This is a genomic window from Streptomyces cinereoruber (assembly GCF_009299385.1).
Classification (GTDB): Bacteria; Actinomycetota; Actinomycetes; order Streptomycetales; family Streptomycetaceae; genus Streptomyces; species Streptomyces bikiniensis.
This window is the reverse complement of the sequence record NZ_CP023693.1, coordinates 1,436,474-1,453,150: the sequence shown is the minus strand read 5'-3', so window position 1 is coordinate 1,453,150 and position 16,677 is coordinate 1,436,474. Positions and strand designations below refer to the sequence as shown.

General features: G+C 72.3%; 15 protein-coding genes and 1 riboswitch. Of the genes, 11 read left to right on the top strand and 4 right to left on the bottom strand.

Going from position 1 to position 16,677, the window contains the following annotated elements; all coding sequences use genetic code 11:
- The first annotated feature begins 220 nt into the window (after window positions 1-220).
- Both CP977_RS06270 and CP977_RS06265 read left to right on the top strand, forming a co-directional pair.
- Window positions 221-1,027, top strand: coding sequence for a carbon-nitrogen hydrolase family protein (locus CP977_RS06270; RefSeq protein WP_062758362.1), 807 nt, complete (start codon window positions 221-223; stop codon window positions 1,025-1,027).
- Window positions 1,028-1,082: 55 nt separating this feature from the next.
- A complete protein-coding gene (locus tag CP977_RS06265) occupies window positions 1,083-2,774 on the top strand; it encodes a flavin monoamine oxidase family protein (protein WP_109186980.1) in 1,692 nt (563 codons plus the stop codon).
- A gap of 51 nt (window positions 2,775-2,825) precedes the next feature.
- On the opposite strand, the gene CP977_RS06260 is transcribed toward CP977_RS06265, so the two are convergent.
- The 3 genes from CP977_RS06260 to CP977_RS06250 all read right to left on the bottom strand — a co-directional run bounded on the left by CP977_RS06260 (window position 2,826) and on the right by CP977_RS06250 (window position 6,347).
- Complete coding sequence (locus CP977_RS06260) at window positions 2,826-3,533, bottom strand: DUF5995 family protein (RefSeq protein WP_152369751.1); 708 nt, start codon at window positions 3,531-3,533, stop codon at window positions 2,826-2,828.
- Between the two features lie 73 nt (window positions 3,534-3,606).
- On the bottom strand, window positions 3,607-5,001 hold the full coding sequence (locus tag CP977_RS06255) for a uracil-xanthine permease family protein (RefSeq protein WP_152371520.1): 1,395 nt from the start codon (window positions 4,999-5,001) through the stop codon (window positions 3,607-3,609).
- 122 nt (window positions 5,002-5,123) lie between these two features.
- On the bottom strand, window positions 5,124-6,347 hold the full coding sequence (locus CP977_RS06250; protein WP_062758354.1) for an MFS transporter: 1,224 nt from the start codon (window positions 6,345-6,347) through the stop codon (window positions 5,124-5,126).
- Between the two features lie 186 nt (window positions 6,348-6,533).
- On the opposite strand from CP977_RS06250, the gene CP977_RS06245 reads away from it, so the two are divergent.
- Window positions 6,534-7,658: an ROK family transcriptional regulator gene (locus tag CP977_RS06245; protein WP_062758352.1), complete on the top strand. Its 1,125-nt coding sequence runs from the start codon at window positions 6,534-6,536 to the stop codon at window positions 7,656-7,658.
- 184 nt (window positions 7,659-7,842) lie between these two features.
- On the opposite strand, the gene CP977_RS06240 is transcribed toward CP977_RS06245, so the two are convergent.
- Window positions 7,843-10,164: a chitinase C-terminal domain-containing protein gene (locus tag CP977_RS06240; protein ID WP_062758350.1), complete on the bottom strand. Its 2,322-nt coding sequence runs from the start codon at window positions 10,162-10,164 to the stop codon at window positions 7,843-7,845.
- Between the two features lie 243 nt (window positions 10,165-10,407).
- Window positions 10,408-10,537: riboswitch (FMN riboswitch) on the top strand.
- 164 nt (window positions 10,538-10,701) lie between these two features.
- On the opposite strand from CP977_RS06240, the gene ribD reads away from it, so the two are divergent.
- The 8 genes from ribD (at window position 10,702) to CP977_RS06200 (ending at window position 16,581) form a co-directional block, all read left to right on the top strand.
- Window positions 10,702-11,781, top strand: coding sequence for a bifunctional diaminohydroxyphosphoribosylaminopyrimidine deaminase/5-amino-6-(5-phosphoribosylamino)uracil reductase RibD (gene ribD, locus CP977_RS06235; protein ID WP_104860577.1), 1,080 nt, complete (start codon window positions 10,702-10,704; stop codon window positions 11,779-11,781).
- Between the two features lie 2 nt (window positions 11,782-11,783).
- A complete protein-coding gene (locus tag CP977_RS06230) occupies window positions 11,784-12,392 on the top strand; it encodes a riboflavin synthase (RefSeq protein WP_062758348.1) in 609 nt (202 codons plus the stop codon).
- A 44-nt stretch (window positions 12,393-12,436) separates the two neighbouring features.
- On the top strand, window positions 12,437-13,027 hold the full coding sequence (locus CP977_RS06225; protein WP_062759294.1) for a nicotinamide mononucleotide transporter family protein: 591 nt from the start codon (window positions 12,437-12,439) through the stop codon (window positions 13,025-13,027).
- Window positions 13,024-14,301: a bifunctional 3,4-dihydroxy-2-butanone-4-phosphate synthase/GTP cyclohydrolase II gene (locus CP977_RS06220; protein ID WP_152369750.1), complete on the top strand. Its 1,278-nt coding sequence runs from the start codon at window positions 13,024-13,026 to the stop codon at window positions 14,299-14,301. The genes CP977_RS06225 and CP977_RS06220 overlap by 4 nt, the downstream gene beginning before the upstream one ends.
- Before the next feature lie 46 nt (window positions 14,302-14,347).
- Window positions 14,348-14,833 carry a 6,7-dimethyl-8-ribityllumazine synthase gene (ribH, locus tag CP977_RS06215; RefSeq protein WP_024760819.1) on the top strand — a complete coding sequence of 162 codons (486 nt, stop codon included), beginning with the start codon at window positions 14,348-14,350 and terminating at the stop codon, window positions 14,831-14,833.
- Between the two features lie 35 nt (window positions 14,834-14,868).
- Window positions 14,869-15,141 (top strand): phosphoribosyl-ATP diphosphatase, encoded by a 273-nt coding sequence (locus tag CP977_RS06210; RefSeq protein WP_053643769.1) that lies wholly within the window; start codon window positions 14,869-14,871, stop codon window positions 15,139-15,141.
- 80 nt (window positions 15,142-15,221) lie between these two features.
- Window positions 15,222-16,070, top strand: coding sequence for an ATP phosphoribosyltransferase (gene hisG / locus CP977_RS06205; RefSeq protein WP_062758344.1), 849 nt, complete (start codon window positions 15,222-15,224; stop codon window positions 16,068-16,070).
- Window positions 16,071-16,128: 58 nt separating this feature from the next.
- The gene (locus CP977_RS06200) at window positions 16,129-16,581 is read left to right on the top strand and encodes a PH domain-containing protein (protein WP_062758342.1); all 453 of its coding nucleotides are present in this window, start codon (window positions 16,129-16,131) and stop codon (window positions 16,579-16,581) included.
- The last annotated feature ends 96 nt before the right edge of the window (window positions 16,582-16,677 follow it).

Genomic DNA, 16,677 nt, shown 5'->3' with positions numbered 1-16,677 from the left:
CGCCGGAGGACGGTCCTCGTCTCCGCCGCGCGGCGGAGGAGCCGTACGACCCCGGCGGGCGCCCCCCGACACCTCGTGCGCAACGAATCGCCGCCCCGGGCGAGGATCGCGCAACGGTTCGACGGTCGGTCCGCAACGCTCCCGCCTTGTCCCGGCCGAGTCCGGAACCGTACCGTTTTTGACGTCTTCCCCCTGTACTCCGGACCCCCCGAGGATCGCCATGCCCGCGCTGCGCACCGCCCTGCTCCAGAGCTCCGGCGAGCTCGGTGACGTGGCCGCCAACCTCAAGATCCTCGACGAGGCCGCCGCCCGCGCCGCCGCCGCCGGGGCGGGCCTGCTGCTCGCCCCCGAGCTGTTCCTCACCGGCTACGCCATCGGCGCCGACATGGCCCGCCTGGCCGAACCGGCCGACGGCCCCTCCGCCCGCGCCGCCGCGGCCGTCGCCGTCCGCCACGGCCTGGCCGTCGCCTACGGCTACCCGGAGCGCAACACCGAGGAGCACGGCGTCCTCCACAACTCCGTGCGGCTCATCGGCGCCGACGGCGTCCCGCTCGCGAACTACCGCAAGACCCACCTCTACGGCGCCTTCGAGAACCAGTGGTTCACGCCCGGTGACGACGGCGTCGTCCAGGCCGAGGTCGGCGGCCTCACCGTCGGCCTGATGATCTGCTACGACGTCGAGTTCCCCGAGAACGTACGGGCGCAGGCCCTGGCCGGCACGGACCTCCTCCTCGTGCCGACCGCGCTCATGCACCCCGCCGAGGTCGTCGCCGAGTCCGTCGTCCCCGTGCGCGCCTTCGAGAACCAGCTCTACGTCGCGTACGCCAACCGGACCGGCCCCGAGGGCGACTTCGAGTTCGTCGGCCTCTCCGTGCTCGCCGCCCCCGACGGCACCGCCCGGGCCCGCGCCGGACGCGGCGAGGACCTGGTCGTCGGCGACGTCGATCCCGCCCTCCTGGCGGCCTCCCGCGAGCTGAACCCCTACCTCCGCGACCGGCGCCCGGACCTCTACGGCCCCCTGGTCTGAGCCCCCTCGTCCTCCCGCCCCACCCTTCTTTTCCCGTGCAAGGAGTCCGTACCCCATGACGTCCACGGTGCCCAACGCCGTCCAGCACACCGACGCGCAGCCGCCGATCACCATGTTCGGTCCGGACTTCCCGTACGCCTACGACGACTTCCTGGCCCACCCGGCCGGGCTCGGCCAGATACCGGCGACCGAGCACGGCACCGAGGTCGCGGTCATCGGCGGCGGCCTGTCCGGGATCATCGCCGCGTACGAGCTGATGAAGATGGGCCTCAAGCCCGTCGTCTACGAGGCCGACAAGATCGGCGGCCGGCTGCGGACCGTCGGCTTCGAGGGCTGCGACGACTCGCTGACCGCCGAGATGGGCGCCATGCGATTCCCGCCCTCCTCGACCGCGCTCCAGCACTACATCGACCTGGTCGGCCTGGAGACCACGCCCTTCCCGAACCCGCTCTCCCCGGCCACCCCCTCGACCGTGGTGGACCTCAAGGGCGAGTCGCACTACGCCGAGACCATCGACGACCTGCCGCAGGTCTACCGCGACGTCGCCGCCGCCTGGGGCAAGTGCCTCGAAGAGGGCGCCGACTTCTCCGACATGAACACCGCGATGCGCGAGCGCGACGTCCCGCGCATCCGCGAGATCTGGGCGCAGCTGGTCGAGAAGCTCGACAACCAGACCTTCTACGGCTTCCTCTGCGAGTCCGAGGCCTTCAAGTCCTTCCGGCACCGCGAGATCTTCGGCCAGGTCGGCTTCGGCACCGGCGGCTGGGACACCGACTTCCCCAACTCCATCCTGGAGATCCTCCGCGTCGTCTACACCGAGGCCGACGACCACCACCGCGGCATCGTCGGCGGCTCGCAGCAGCTCCCGCTGCGCCTGTGGGAGCGCGAGCCGGCGAAGATCGTGCACTGGGCGCAGGGCACCTCGCTCAGCTCCCTGCACGGCGGCGACCCGAAGCCGGCCGTGACCCGGCTGAACCGGACCGCCGGCAACCGGATCACGGTCACCGACGCCTCCGGCGACATCCGCACGTACCGGGCGGCGGTCTTCACCGCGCAGTCCTGGATGCTGCTCTCCAAGATCGCCTGCGACGACTCGCTCTTCCCGATCGACCACTGGACGGCGATCGAGCGCACCCACTACATGGAGAGCTCCAAGCTCTTCGTGCCGGTGGACCGGCCGTTCTGGCTGGACAAGGACGAGGACACCGGGCGGGACGTCATGTCGATGACGCTGACCGACCGGATGACCCGCGGCACCTACCTCCTGGACGACGGCCCGGACAGGCCGGCCACGATCTGCCTCTCGTACACCTGGTGCGACGACAGCCTGAAGTGGCTGCCGCTGTCCGCGAACGAGCGGATGGAGGTCATGCTGAAGTCGCTCGGCGAGATCTACCCGAAGGTCGACATCCGGAAGCACATCATCGGCAACCCGGTGACGGTCTCCTGGGAGAACGAGCCCTACTTCATGGGCGCCTTCAAGGCGAACCTGCCGGGCCACTACCGCTACCAGCGGCGCCTGTTCACGCACTTCATGCAGGACCGGCTGCCCGAGGACAAGCGGGGCATCTTCCTCGCAGGCGACGACATCTCCTGGACGGCCGGCTGGGCCGAGGGCGCGGTGCAGACGGCGCTCAACGCGGTCTGGGGCGTGATGCACCACCTCGGCGGCTCCACCGACGCCACCAACCCGGGCCCGGGCGACGTCTACGACGAGATCGCCCCGGTCGAGCTGCCGGAGGACTGAGCCGTACGGCTCAAGGCCCGGTCGGGGAGGTTCACGGCCCGGTGAGGGGGTTCACGGCCTGGTCAGGGGCGTGAGCAGCATCCGCCCCACCAGGCCCACCGACAGGTCCAGACGCTCGGTGAACTCCTCGGCCAGCTCGGGCAGCCCCCGCAGCTGCCACAGCGAGCGCGCCGCCAGCCAGGCCCCGTCCCTGGCCCGGTCCAGGGACCAGCAGCCGAGCAGATGGGTGAGCGGGTCCGCCAGCTCCAGGAGGTCCGGGCCCGGCATCAGTTCCTCCCGGATGCGCTCCTCCAGGAGGACGAGGACGTCCCCGACCCGGTCGAACTCGTCCTCCAGGTCGGCGGGCGCGCACTCCAGGTCCCGGCAGGCGTCCACGACGGCGAGCGCCAGGTCGTGGCCGATGTGGGCGTTGATCCCGGCGAGCGCGAACTGGAGCGGTCGTACGCCCGGATGGCGCCGGTAGTGGAAGAGGGGCCGCCAGCAGGCGGGCGCCGGGCCCCCGGAGGCGAGGGAGTCGACGGCCGCGAGGTACCGCTCGGCGAACCGCACGTCGAGCGTGGCGGCGGCCCGCCGGTCCTCGAAGGTGCCCGCCTCGATGGCGTGGCCGATCTCCTCGGTGACGGTCAGGTAGACCCGGTTGAAGACGGCGACCCCGTCGGCCGGGTGCCAGGCCGAGCGGAGCGCCCGCATCCGGTCCACCACGGGGTCGACGGCGACGAAGGGTCCGAGTTGCTGCCCGAGCTGCTGGGTCTGCGCCATGGGGGCAGGTTCCCAGCAGCCGGGCCCGCGGGGGAGCCTTCCGGGCCCGGCTTCCCCAGAACGGGCGAATCCCTCAGCCCTTCGCCCCGCCGTCCGCGCCGCTCTCGTACGAGCTGGTGCCGGAGTCCAGGAGCGGTTCCTGCTCCTTGAGGTGGTCCGGGGCGAAGGCCCGCAGCACGTGGTAGCCGGTGATGACGACGATCGTGCCGAGCGCGATGCCGCCCAGCTCGAAGGTGTCGGTGAAGGTCAGCTTCACCCCGCCGACGCCGATGATGATGCCGGCGGCGGCCGGGACCAGGTTGAGCGGGTTGCGCAGGTCCACCTTGGCGTTGATCCAGATCTGGGCGCCGAGCAGGCCGATCATGCCGTACAGGATGACGGTGATGCCGCCGAGGACGCCGCCGGGGATGGCGGCGACGACCGCGCCGAACTTCGGGCAGAGGCCGAAGAGCAGCGCGAAGCCGGCCGCGGCCCAGTAGGCGGCGGTCGAGTAGACGCGGGTGGCGGCCATGACGCCGATGTTCTCGGAGTACGTGGTGTTCGGCGGGCCGCCCACGGCGGTCGAGAGCATCGAGGCGGCGCCGTCGGCGGCGATCGCGGTGCCGAGCTTGTCGTCGAGGTCGTCCCCGGTCATCTCGCCGACGGCCTTGACGTGTCCGGCGTTCTCGGCGATCAGGGCGATGACCACGGGCAGCGCGACCAGGATGGCGGACCACTCGAAGCTGGGGCCGTGGAAGGAGGGCAGGCCGATCCAGTCGGCCTGCGAGACGCCGGAGAGGTCGAGTCGCCAGTGGTCGGTGACCTGCCCGGACGGCGACATCGAGTGAATCCTGCCGAAGGTCAGGTCGAGCACCCAGGACAGGGCGTAGCCGAAGACCAGGCCGAGGAAGATCGCGATGCGGGACCAGAAACCGCGCAGGCAGACCACGGCCAGACCGGTGAACAGCATCACCAGGAGCGCCGTCCACTGGTCCTGCGGCCAGTAGGTGGCCGCGGTGACCGGGGCCAGGTTGAAGCCGATCAGCATGACGACGGCGCCGGTCACGACCGGGGGCATCGCCGCGTGGATGATCCGCGCGCCGAACTTCCGCACCGCGAGGCCCGCCAGGAAGAGCACGGCGCCGACGACCAGGACCGCGCCGGTCACGGTGGCGCTGGTGCCGCCGGAGGCCCGGATGGCGGCGGCGACGCCTACGAAGGAGAGCGAGCAGCCCAGGTAGGACGGGACCGTGCCCCGGGTCGCCAGGAGGAAGATCGCGGTCGCGACGCCGGACATCATGATCGCGAGGTTCGGGTCCAGGCCCATGAGCACCGGGGCCACGAAGGACGCCCCGAACATCGCGACCACGTGCTGCGCGCCGAGTCCGACGGTCCGGGGCCAGGAGAGCCGCTCGTCCGGGCGGACGACGGCCCCCGGAGCGGGTGTTCTCCCGTCCCCGTGCAGGGTCCAGCGCACGCCGAGGTTCATGAGGTCGCTCCCGTTCTCCGGTTCCGGCGGTCGCGTCATGACCGCAAAAGATCAGCCACATGGTATGCGCGGCCGGTGGCCGGGGACGCCCGGGAGGACGGCGCCCCGGCCGGTGGCCGCCGCTACGCGGCCGGGCCGCCGCTCTTCGCGGGGACGCCGCCCGCCGGGGGCGCCGCCGGGGCCTTCTCGTCGGCGTTCCGGAGCACGCCCGCGCCCAGCACCAGACCGAACGCGAGCAGCGTGACCAGGCCGAAGGAGAAGACGAGCGAGGTCGCGTCGGCGATGCCGCCGATCGCGGAGGGGGCGATGAGCCCCGAGGTGTACGTGATGGTGGCGACGCCCGCGATGGCCTGGCTGGGGTTCGGGCCGCTGCGCCCGGCCGCCGCGAAGGCGAGCGGGACGACGACCGCGACCCCGAGCCCGAGGAGTCCGAATCCGGCCAGGGCGACGGCGGCGTGCGGGGCGAGGACCACCAGGAGCCCGCCGAGGGTGGCGACGGCGCCCCCGACCCGTACCGTACGGACCGCGCCGAAGCGGTCCACGACCCGGTCGCCGACCAGCCGGGCCACGGCCATCGTCAGGGCGAAGGCGGTCGTCGAGGCGGCCGCGAGCCCGGCCGAGGTGCCCAGCTCGTCGCGGAGGTAGACGGCCGACCAGTCGAGGCTCGCGCCCTCCGCGAACACCCCGCAGAAGCCGATGGCGCCGATGACCAGCGCGGACTTCGGCGGCAGCGAGAAGCGCGGCGGCGCCTCCTCCTCGGGGGCGCTGCGCACGTCCAGGACGCCCTGGCAGAAGACCAGGCCGAGCGCGGTGAGGACGAGGGCCGCGATCAGGTGGTGGATCCGGGCGTCGGCGCCGAGGTGGGCGGCGACCGTGCCGGCCGCGGAGCCGATCAGGGCGCCCACGCTCCACATGCCGTGCAGGCTCGACATGATGGAGCGGCCGAGCCGGGTCTCTGTCTCGACGCCCAGCGCGTTCATCGCCACGTCGGACATGCCGGCGGTCGCGCCGTACACGAGGAGCGCGCCGCACAGGCCCCAGACGTTCGGGGCGAGCGAGGGCAGGATCAGGGAGAGCGTCCACAGGACGAGCAGGCCGCGCAGCGCGGTGCGGGCGCCGAAGCGGTGGGAGATCGCCCCGGCGAGCGGCATCGCGAGCGAGGCGCCGAGCGCGGGGAAGGCGAGCGCGAGCCCGAGCTGTCCGGCGCTGACGTCCGCGTGCTCCTGGATCCAGGGGATGCGGGTGGCGAAGCTGCCGGTCACCGCGCCGTGGACGCAGAAGACGGCGGCGACGGCGAAGCGCGCCCGCCGCAGGCGTTCGGTGGTGGTGACGGTGTCCGCCGCCATGGGCCCTCCCGGGGGGTTCGTGGTCTGCCGCCGTCGTGGCGTGCCGGTGCCGGTGCCGGTGCCGGTGCCGGTGTCGTGCGTGGTGCGTCGGCGTCGTGGTGCGTCGCGTAAACTATCAGGAACCCTGCCTGATAAATAGTCGGCCGGGAGGACTCCCGCCCCGGGACCGTCTGAGAGGATCGCCGCATGGCCGCATCCCCGAGCACCGCGCGGGCCATCAACGACCGGCTCGCCCTGCGACTGCTCCAGGACGAGGGCCCGTTGACGGCCACTCAGCTCAAGACGCTCACCGGGCTCTCCCGCCCGACCGTCGCCGACCTCGTCGAGCGGCTGCGGGGCTCCGGGCTCGTCCACGTCGTCGGCGAGGCCGGGGCCGAGCGCCGGGGGCCCAACGCCAAGCTGTACGGGATCGTGGCCGGCCGCGCCCACCTCGCCGCCCTCGACGTGCGCACCCGCTCGGTCTCCGTCGCCGTCGCCGACCTGCTCGGCACCACGCTCGCCGAGGCCTCCGCGCCCGTCGGCGACGGCGGCGGCACGGGACCGGCCGTGGAGAAGGCCGTCGCCCTCCTGGAGCGCACGGTGAAGGAGGCCGGCGTCGACGCGCCCCACAGCGTCGCGATCGGCGCCCCCGGCCTCATCGAGCCGGTCACCGGCGAGCTCCGCGACTCCACGGGGCTGCCCGCCTGGCACCGGCGGCTCGTCGCCGTCCTCCAGGAACGGCTCCCCGCGCGCGTGCTCGTCGAGAACGAGACCAACCTCGCCGCCCTCGCGGAGCTGCGCGAGGGCGCGGCCCGCGACCGCGAGGACTTCGTCCTGCTCTGGCTCGGCCAGGGCGTGGGCGCCGCCGTCGTCCTCGACGGGCGGCTGCGCCGGGGGGCCTCGGGCGGCGCGGGCGAGATCGGCTTCCTGCCGGTGCCCGGCACGAGCGGCCTCCCCTCGGCCACCGGCTGCGACGGCGGCTTCCACGAGCTGGCCTGCACCGCCGCCGTCGAGGCGCTGGCCCGGGAGCACGGCCTGGACCCGGCGACCGCGCTCGCCTCCGGCCACGAGCCCTTCCTGGACGCCGTCGCCCGCCGGCTCGCCGTCGGCGCGGCGGCCGTGGCCTCGGTCCTCGACCCCGGCTGCGTGGTCCTGGGCGGCGAGACCGGCCACAGCGGCGGCGCGGCCCTGGCGGCCCGGGTGGAGGCGGAGCTCGCCGCCCTCTCGCCGCTGCGCACCGAGGTACGGGCCACCGCCCTCGGCGACGCGGCCGTCCTGCGCGGCGCCCTCCTGACGGCCCGGGACGCGGCCCAGGAGGACCTGTTCCCGTAGGGGAGGGAACCCGCCGTCGCGTACGGCTCCGGAAACGCCACCGCGCCGCGCCCCGGACAGGGGAGCGCGGCGCGGTGGGGGCCCGGCGACGGCAAGGGCCGTGATTTCCGCCGCCGGGAGTCCTTCGGTGGGGTCCTGCGGGGGCCCTCCGACGAGGGCCCCTTCAGGAGTCAGGAGGTGGGGATCAGCAGGCGCCGAGGTCCTTCCAGACGCCCCACTCGCCGGTCGTGCCCGGCTCCTGGTTCTGGGTCCACCACTGGGCCTTCCACTTGCGGCCCTTGTGGGAGACCTCGTTGCCCGCGTTGTAGACCGTGCCCGCCACGTACGCCGGGGCGGTGCAGCCGGTGGGCGGCTCCGTCGTCGGCGGGGTGGTCGGCGTGGTGCCGGAGCCCGGCTCCACCACCTTCGTGCCGCGCGCCAGGTCACCGGCGAGGGCGTACGCCTTGCCGTTGATGTTCACCGTCCAGTTGGAGGGGGTGGACACGGGCAGGTAGTAGTTGAACGACAGGTCGACCGTCGCGCCCGGGGCCAGCGTCTGCCAGGCCGGGAGCTTCAGGGAGACGCGGTGGAAGTCGCCCTTCAGACCGCCGACGTTGCCGCCGGTGTGGTCGCTGCTGATCACCTTGGTGCCGAAGCCCGACTGGTCGGAGGCGTTGGCCGGGGCCGCGGTGGAGTAGTCGAACTGGAACTCCGTGCCGCCGGGCAGCGTGGCCGTGGTGTTGTTGGTGATCTTCAGCTTGGGCGTGATCGGGTAGTTGGAGTCGCCCAGCTTGAACTCGGTGAAGTCCACGGCGATGTCGACCGCCTCGGAGGGCAGCGCCTTGTTGGACTTCTTCGCACCGTACGGGGCGGCGGTCTTGAACTTGTCGTACATCAGCGAGGTGAGGGTGGAGCCCGCCTCGTACTGGCCCTTGGCCGCGTTCCAGGCGTAGTCGCCGGCCATCTCCCAGACCATGGTGCCGCCGATGCCGCGGTCGACCACGTAGTCCGCCTTCGTGGCCACCGACTGCTCGTCCTCGGTGGAGAGGAAGACCTTCTTCTGCGCGTTCCACAGCCACGGCGCGACCAGGGTCGAGTCGTACTTGCGGGCGTAGGTGCCGGTCAGCTGGGTGTTGGCGGGGAAGCCGTACTGGGTGACGTAGTCGCCGACGATCCCCTTCTCCAGGTTCTTGGCGTGCCACATCGGGTTGGAGCCCGCGGGGGACTCGACGCCGTTGTCGTCCTTGTCGTGCCAGAGGTTGTCGATGCCGACGGCGCCGTCACCGCACTTGGTCAGGCCGGAGCCCGCCGGGCAGGAGGCCGCGGCGGCCTTGCCCCACAGGCCGTCCGTGCCGCCCTGCACGTTCTTGTGGCCGCGGGTGTAGTACGGCAGGCCGATGTTGATGCGGCCGGCCGGCATGGAGCCGCGGAAGTAGTGGTACGCCCAGTCGGTGTTCAGGTAGCCGATGCCGCCGTACTGCGCGCTGCCGTAGACGTTGGCGGAGGCCAGCTCGGCGTCCTTGCCGTCGTCGAAGAGGGAGGCGTTCGGGCCGACGTACTCGTTCCAGGCGCCGTGCAGGTCGTACGACATGATGTTGACGTAGTCCAGGTACTTCTGGACCTGGAAGGTCTCCATGCCGCGCAGCAGGTAGCCGGAGGAGGGGGCGGCGACGGTCAGCAGGTAGTGCTTGCCGTCGGCGGCGCCGGCCCGGTCCAGCTTCTCGCGCAGGGTCTTCATCAGGGCCGCGTAGCCCTTGTTGAGGCCGGCGCGACGGGCGTTGGAGATCGGGAAGTCGGCCGGGTGGCCGGCGTCCTTCATCGACGTCGGGTACTCGTAGTCGATGTCGACGCCGTTGAAGCCGTACTTCTTGATGAAGTCCACGGCGGAGTCGGCGAAGGTGTTGATGCCCGCCTGGTTCACGGAGCCGTCCGCGTTGGTGGCCATCGTGTAGAAGCCGCCGGAGCCGACCCGCTTGCCGCTCTCGTCGAAGTAGCCGCCGGTCTCGGCCCAACCGCCCACGGAGATGAGCGTCTTGACGTCCGGGTGCTGCTTCTTGAACTTGTTGAGCTGGTTGAAGTGGCCCTTGTACGGGAAGGCCGGGTCCATCTCGGCGCCCGCGACGCCGGGCCAGGTCATGCCGGTCGCCGCGTTGTTCGGGCCGTCGGCGCCCACGGACACCTTGTTGGCCGCGTCCACGTGCGCGAAGGCGTAGTTGATGTGGGTGATCTTGTCCCACGGGATGTCGTCGGCGAGGTAGGCGTCCTGGCCGTTCTTGCCGGTGCGCCAGCCGGTGAAGTAGCCGATGACCCGGCGCTGGTGGTCCGCGCCCATCTTCTCGCGGCCCTCGGCGTCGTAGACCGAGCAGTACGGAACGTCGACGCCGGGCGTCTTGTAGAGGCCGTCGGGGCGACAGGACTCGTTGTCGGCCGCGTACGAGACGCCGCCGGAGAGCGAGCTGAGCAGCAGCCCGGCGACGGCCGCGCCGGACGCGAGCAGCGAGGCTCTCTTCGTCGTGGGGGACAACACGATCGGTTCCTCCTGGGGAGGTGGGGAAAACACAACGAACAAGGGGGTGGGTCGTGTTGGGCCCGTGGAGTGCGCACGCCGACGGGCCGTTACCTCGGAGGTGACACGGAGATTAAGAGGACTAGACCAGTGCGTCAATAGGTCTGGACCAAAGAGGGGGAATGTGGGAGCCTGTGAGTCAGCCCACAGGTCCGCGGCCGCCCCGCCGTTCACCGGCGTGGCACACTGGCCCTGTATCAGCAGCAGCGCACTCCGGGGTCGGTGTAATTCCGAACCGGCGGTATAGTCCGCGACCCGTCCGCAGCCAGCGGCCGGTTGACCAGGTGAGATTCCTGGACCGACGGTGAAAGTCCGGATGGGAGGCAGTGCGCGGCGGGCGACCCCTCTCCGGGGGTGTGCCGGCCGTACGTCCGCTGTCCGCCGTTTCCGGCGGGCCGGGACCTTCGGCCTCGGCGTACCCCGTGCGAGGCGTCCTCCCCGCTCCCTGTCGTCACCGACAGGCCCCGGAGTCCGTGCCCGAAGAGGCAGGAGGACCCGGTGGACCGGCAGGCGGACACCACAGCCATGCGGCGCGCCGTCGCGCTCGCCGCCCGCGCCCTCGGCGCCACCAGCCCCAACCCCGTCGTCGGCTGCGTCGTCACCGACGCCTCCGGCCACCCGGTCGGAGAGGGCTACCACCGGCACGCCGGCGGCCCGCACGCCGAGGTCCACGCCCTGCGCGAGGCCGGCGTCCTCGCCCGCGGCGGCACCGCCTACGTCACCCTCGAACCCTGCGACCACACCGGCCGCACCGGACCCTGCTCCCAGGCCCTGATCGAGGCAGGGATCAGCCGCGTCGTCTACGCGGTCGGCGACCCGAACCCGCAGGCCACCGGCGGCGCCGACACCCTGCGCGCGGCCGGCGTCGAAGTCGGGAAGGGGCTCCTGGAGGACGAGGCCGAGGCCGTCAACATCGCCTGGCTCACCTCCGTGCGCCGCGGCCGCCCCTTCGTCCGCTGGAAGTACGCCGCCACCCTCGACGGCCGGATCGCCGCCGCCGACGGCACCTCCCGCTGGATCACCTCCCCCGAGGCCCGCGCCGACGTCCACCGGCTGCGCGCCGAGGCCGACGCGGTCCTGGCCGGCGGCGGCACCCTGCGCGCCGACGACCCGCACCTCGCCGTCCGGGGGATCGAGGGCGCGGTCCAGCCGCTGCGGGTCGTCCTCGACGCCCGCGCCGAGATCCGCCCGACCGCCCGCGTCCTCGACGGTGCCGCGCCCACCCTGGTCGTCGTCGGCGAGGACGCCGACACCCGCCACCTGCCCGACGCCGAACCGCTCCGGCTGCCCCTGCGCGACGGCCGGATCGGCGTCCACGACCTGCTCGACGCGCTCCACGCCCGGGGCGTCCGCTCCGTCCTCCTCGAAGGCGGCCCCACCCTCGCGGGCTCCTTCGTCGCCGCGGGCGCCGTCGACCAGGTCGTCGGCTACCTCGCCCCCGTCCTCCTCGGCGACGGCCCGCAGGCCCTCGCCGGGGCGGGAATCGGCACCATCACCGAAGCGTTGCGGCTCGACATCACCGAGACCGTCCGCATCGGACCCGACCTCCGCATCACCGCCACCCTCAAGGGAGCCTGACCGTGTTCACCGGAATCGTCGAAGAACTGGGCGAGGTCGTCGCCGTCGAGCGGCTGGAGGACGCCTCCCGCTTCCGACTGCGCGGCCCCCTGGTCACGGAAGGCGCCCAGCACGGCGACTCCATCGCCGTCAACGGTGTCTGTCTCACGGTCGTCGAGCACGGCGACGGCGAGTTCACCGCCGACGTCATGGCCGAGACCCTCAAGCGGTCCAGCCTCGGCGCCCTCGGCGTCGGCTCCCGGGTCAACCTGGAGCGGCCCATGGCCGTCGGCGGGCGCCTCGGCGGCCACATCGTCCAGGGCCACGTCGACGGCACCGGCACCGTCCTCGACCGCACCCCGTCCGAGCACTGGGAGCTGGTCAAGGTCGGCCTCCCCGCCCACCTCGCCCGCTACGTCGTGGAGAAGGGCTCCATCACGGTCGACGGCGTCAGCCTCACCGTCGTGGAGGTCGGCGACGACTGGTTCACCATCAGCCTCATCCCCACCACCCTCGACCTGACCACGCTCGGCATCAAGAAGAGCGGCGACCCGGTCAACCTCGAAGTGGACGTCATCGCCAAGTACGTCGAGCGGCTGCTCGGCCCGAACGCCGGGGAGAACGTCAAGTGAACTGGCTCAACTCCGAGGCGTTCACCGTCCTCGACCAGCACATCATGTGGTCCGACATGATCGGCAACACGATCGGGCTCGTCGCGCTCGCCCTCGGCTGGCGCCGCTCCATCCTCACCTGGCCCGCCCAGCTCCTCTCCGGCCTGATCCTCGTCGGCGCCTACGCCTCCGCGCACCTCTCCGGCGGCGTCGGCAAGCAGCTCCTCGTCATCGGCGTCGCCGCCTGGGGCTGGTGGCAGTGGAACCGGGGCAGGCAGCAGGCCCAGGACGGCTCCATCGCCGTCCGCTTCGCCACCTGGAGGGAGCGCGGACTGCTCCTCGCCGGAGCGGTCCTCGGCACGCTGGCCGTCGGCGGCCTCTTCACCCTCTACCCGTCGCTCTCCTGGAGCCCGTGGGCCGACGCGTACATCTTCGTCGGCACCCTCGTCGCGATGGTCGCCCAGGCCCGCGGCCTGGTCGAGTTCTGGTTCGCCTGGCTCCTGGTCGACCTCGTCGGCGTCCCGCTCGCCTTCAGCAGCGGCCTCGCCTTCTCCGGCCTGGTCTACGTCGTCTACTTCGCCCTCGTGATCTGGGGCATGCGCGACTGGTGGCTCCGCACCCGCACCGCCCCCGCTCTGGAAGGAGCAACCGCATGAGCGCCCTCCCGATCTGGGACACTGCCGACCTCGCCCTCGACCCCGTCGAGCAGGCGATCCGGGACATCGCCGCCGGCCGCCCCGTCGTCGTCGTGGACGACGAGGACCGCGAGAACGAGGGCGACCTCGTCATCGCCGCCGAGAAGGCCACCCCCGAGATCGTCGCCTTCATGATGAGCGAGTGCCGCGGCCTGATCTGCGCCCCCATGGAGGACGAGGAGCTGGAGCGCCTCGAACTCCCGCAGATGGTCGCGCACAACACCGAGTCGATGCGCACGGCCTTCACCGTCTCCGTCGACGCGTCCCCCGCCCACGGCGTCACCACCGGCATCTCCGCCGCCGACCGCGCCATCACCCTGCGGATGCTGGCGAGCGGACGCCACGAGCCCTCCGACTTCGTCCGCCCCGGGCACGTCTTCCCGCTGCGCGCCAAGCCCGGCGGCGTCCTCGCCCGCAACGGGCACACCGAGGCCGCCGTCGACCTCGCCCGCCTCGCCGGCCTGCGCCCGGCCGGCGCCATCGTGGAGATCGCCGGCGAGGACGGCGTCATGCTGCGCCTGCCCGAGCTCGTCCCCTTCGCCCGCAAGCACGGCCTCACGATCATCTCCATCGAGGACCTGATCGCCTACCGCCGCTCCGCCGAGCCCACCGTCCGCCGCGAGGCCGAGGTCAGCCTCCCCACCGCGCACGGCGACTTCACCGCGTACGGCTACCGCTCCACCGTCGACGGCGTCGAGCACGTCGCCCTCGTCCACGGCGAGATCGGCGACGGCGAGGACGTCCTCGTCCGGGTCCACTCCGAGTGCCTGACCGGCGACGTCTTCCACTCGCTGCGCTGCGACTGCGGCCCCCAGCTCCAGGCCTCCATGGACCGCATCACCGAGGCCGGCCGGGGCGTCGTCGTCTACCTGCGCGGCCACGAGGGCCGCGGCATCGGCCTGCTGTCCAAGCTGCGCGCGTACGAGCTCCAGGAGCGCGGCCGCGACACCCTCGACGCCAACCTGGAGCTCGGGCTGCCCGCCGACGCCCGCGACTACGCGGCCGGCGCCCAGATCCTCGTGGACCTCGGGGTCCGGGGCGTGCGCCTGATGACCAACAACCCCGAGAAGATCGACGCCCTCACCCGGTACGGCCTCGTCGTCGAGGGCCGCGAGCCCATGCCGGTCCAGGCCGGCGAGCACAACCTCCGCTACCTGCGCACCAAGCGGGACCGGATGGGCCACGACCTGCCCTGGCTGGACGGCTCCCCGGCCCCCACCTGCGGCAACCAGTAACCCCGTACGCACCGCAATTCCGTACGCACCATCGGCAAGGAGAAACATGAGCGGCAAGGGCGCACCCGTCCTCAGCGTGAAGAACTGCGGCGACCTCCGGGTCGCGGTCATCGCTGCCCAGTGGCACGAGAAGATCATGGACGGCCTGGTCGACGGCGCCCTGCGCGCCCTGAGCGAGCTCGGCATCGACGAGCCGACCCTGCTCCGCGTCCCCGGCAGCTTCGAGCTCCCGGTCGTGGCGAAGGTCCTCGCCGGACGCGGCTACGATGCCATCGTGGCGCTCGGCGTCGTCATCCGCGGCGGAACGCCGCACTTCGAGTACGTGTGCCAGGGCGTCACCCACGGCCTCACCCAGGTCTCGATCGACACCGGCGTACCCGTCGGATTCGGCGTCCTCACCGTCGACAACGAGGAGCAGGCGCTCGACCGGGCCGGCCTGGAGGGCTCCTCCGAGGACAAGGGCCACGAGGCCGTCACCGCCGCCGTCGCCACCGCCACCACACTGCGCACGGTCAGCGAACCCTGGCGCTGAGTGGCGCATTCGCACCCCGTACTCTTAGGACCATCATGGCGAACAAAACCTTCGAAGAGCTCTTCGCCGAGCTGAAGCTCAAGGCGGAGAACGGCGACCCGGCCACCTCCCGCACCGCGGAACTGGTGGACAAGGGCGTCCATGCCATCGGCAAGAAGGTCGTAGAGGAGGCCGCCGAGGTCTGGATGGCCGCCGAGTACGAGGGCAAGGAAGCCGCCGCCGAGGAGATCTCGCAGCTGCTGTACCACGTCCAGGTGATGATGGTCGCCCGCGGGATCTCGCTCGACGACGTCTACGCCCACCTCTGAGCCGTCCGTCCCCGGGACGCCCGCCTCAGGACCCGCCCGCCCCACCAGCACACAACTCCCCAGGCAAAGGAAGCCGCCCCATGCTGCGCATCGCCGTCCCCAACAAGGGTTCCCTCTCCGGACCTGCGTCGGCCATGCTCCATGAGGCCGGCTACCGCCAGCGCAAGGAGTCCAAGGAACTGGTGGTCATCGACCCCGGCAACGAGGTCGAGTTCTTCTACCTGCGCCCGAAGGACATCGCGATCTACGTCGCCTCCGGGAAGCTGGACATCGGCATCACCGGCCGCGACCTGCTCCTGGACTCCGGCGCCAACGCCGAGGAGATCCTCCCGCTGAACTTCGGCCGCTCCACCTTCCGGTACGCGACCCGGCCGGGCACCGCCAAGGGCCCCGAGGACTTCGGCGGCATGACGATCGCCACCTCCTACGAGGGCATCGTCGCCAAGCACCTCGCCGACCAGGGCATCGACGCCTCCGTCGTGCACCTCGACGGCGCGGTCGAGACCGCGATCCAGCTCGGCGTCGCCCAGGTCATCGCGGACGTCGTGGAGACCGGCACCAGCCTGCGCAACGCCGGCCTGGAGGTCATCGGCGACCCGATCCTCACCTCCGAGGCCGTCGTCGTCCGCCGCCAGGGCGCCGCGGAGGACCACCCGCAGGTCCAGCAGTTCCTCCGCCGCCTCCAGGGCGTCCTCGTCGCCCGCTCGTACGTGATGATGGACTACGACTGCCGCGCCGAGCACCTGGAGCAGGCCGTCGCCCTCACCCCCGGCCTGGAGTCGCCCACCGTCTCCCCGCTGCACAACGAGGGCTGGGTCGCCGTCCGCGCGATGGTCCCCGCCAAGGACGCGCAGCGGATCATGGACGACCTGTACGAGCTGGGCGCCCGCGCCATCCTCACCACCGCGATCCACGCCTGCCGCCTCTGACGGCCGGACCAGCGCTTCCCACCGGCACCACCGGCACCACCAGGCACCGAGGAACCCCATGTCCGAGCCCACGACGCCCGCCCTCCCGGTCACCTTCCGCCCCGGCCGCACCCGGGCCGTCCTGCTGACCGTCGGGATCGCGATGTTCGCCACCGTCACCGTGGTGGCGATGATGCTGGAGCGGCTCGGACCGGGGGAGCGCGCCAGCTTCGTCTTCACCGCCGCGCTCTTCCTCGGGGTCCTCGTCCTGCTGAGCCGCCCCAAGGTCGTCGCCGACGACGAGGGCGTCACGGTCGTCAACATCACCCGGACCCGCCGGCTCGCCTGGGCGGAGATCCTCCGCGTCAACCTGCGCTCCGGCGACCCGTGGGTCTTCCTGGACCTGAGCGACGGCACCAGCCTGCCCGTGCTCGGCATCCAGCCCGGCATCGCCAGGGAGGCTGCCGTCCGGGACGCCCGCGCCCTGCGGGCCCTGGCGGAGAGCCGGGGGACGGGCACGGAGGGGACCTGACCCCCAGGGGGCGGTATCGGGTGGAACGTCCGGGAGAACCCCGGTCCGTCCCCCATCCGGAGCCGACCCCCTGCCCCTCGGGGCGTTCGCGCGTCT

Excerpts from the sequence above, each read along its gene's own strand:
- CP977_RS06270 (WP_062758362.1), top strand. The coding sequence starts at position 221 with ATGCCCGCGCTGCGCACCGCCCTGCTCCAGAGCTCCGGCGAGCTCGGT.
- CP977_RS06265 (WP_109186980.1), top strand. The coding sequence starts at position 1,083 with ATGACGTCCACGGTGCCCAACGCCGTCCAGCACACCGACGCGCAGCCG.
- CP977_RS06260 (WP_152369751.1), bottom strand. The coding sequence starts at position 3,533 with ATGGCGCAGACCCAGCAGCTCGGGCAGCAACTCGGACCCTTCGTCGCC.
- CP977_RS06255 (WP_152371520.1), bottom strand. The coding sequence starts at position 5,001 with ATGAACCTCGGCGTGCGCTGGACCCTGCACGGGGACGGGAGAACACCC.
- CP977_RS06250 (WP_062758354.1), bottom strand. The coding sequence starts at position 6,347 with ATGGCGGCGGACACCGTCACCACCACCGAACGCCTGCGGCGGGCGCGC.
- CP977_RS06245 (WP_062758352.1), top strand. The coding sequence starts at position 6,534 with ATGGCCGCATCCCCGAGCACCGCGCGGGCCATCAACGACCGGCTCGCC.
- CP977_RS06225 (WP_062759294.1), top strand. The coding sequence starts at position 12,437 with ATGTGGTCCGACATGATCGGCAACACGATCGGGCTCGTCGCGCTCGCC.
- CP977_RS06220 (WP_152369750.1), top strand. The coding sequence starts at position 13,024 with ATGAGCGCCCTCCCGATCTGGGACACTGCCGACCTCGCCCTCGACCCC.
- ribH (WP_024760819.1), top strand. The coding sequence starts at position 14,348 with ATGAGCGGCAAGGGCGCACCCGTCCTCAGCGTGAAGAACTGCGGCGAC.
- CP977_RS06210 (WP_053643769.1), top strand. The coding sequence starts at position 14,869 with ATGGCGAACAAAACCTTCGAAGAGCTCTTCGCCGAGCTGAAGCTCAAG.
- hisG (WP_062758344.1), top strand. The coding sequence starts at position 15,222 with ATGCTGCGCATCGCCGTCCCCAACAAGGGTTCCCTCTCCGGACCTGCG.
- CP977_RS06200 (WP_062758342.1), top strand. The coding sequence starts at position 16,129 with ATGTCCGAGCCCACGACGCCCGCCCTCCCGGTCACCTTCCGCCCCGGC.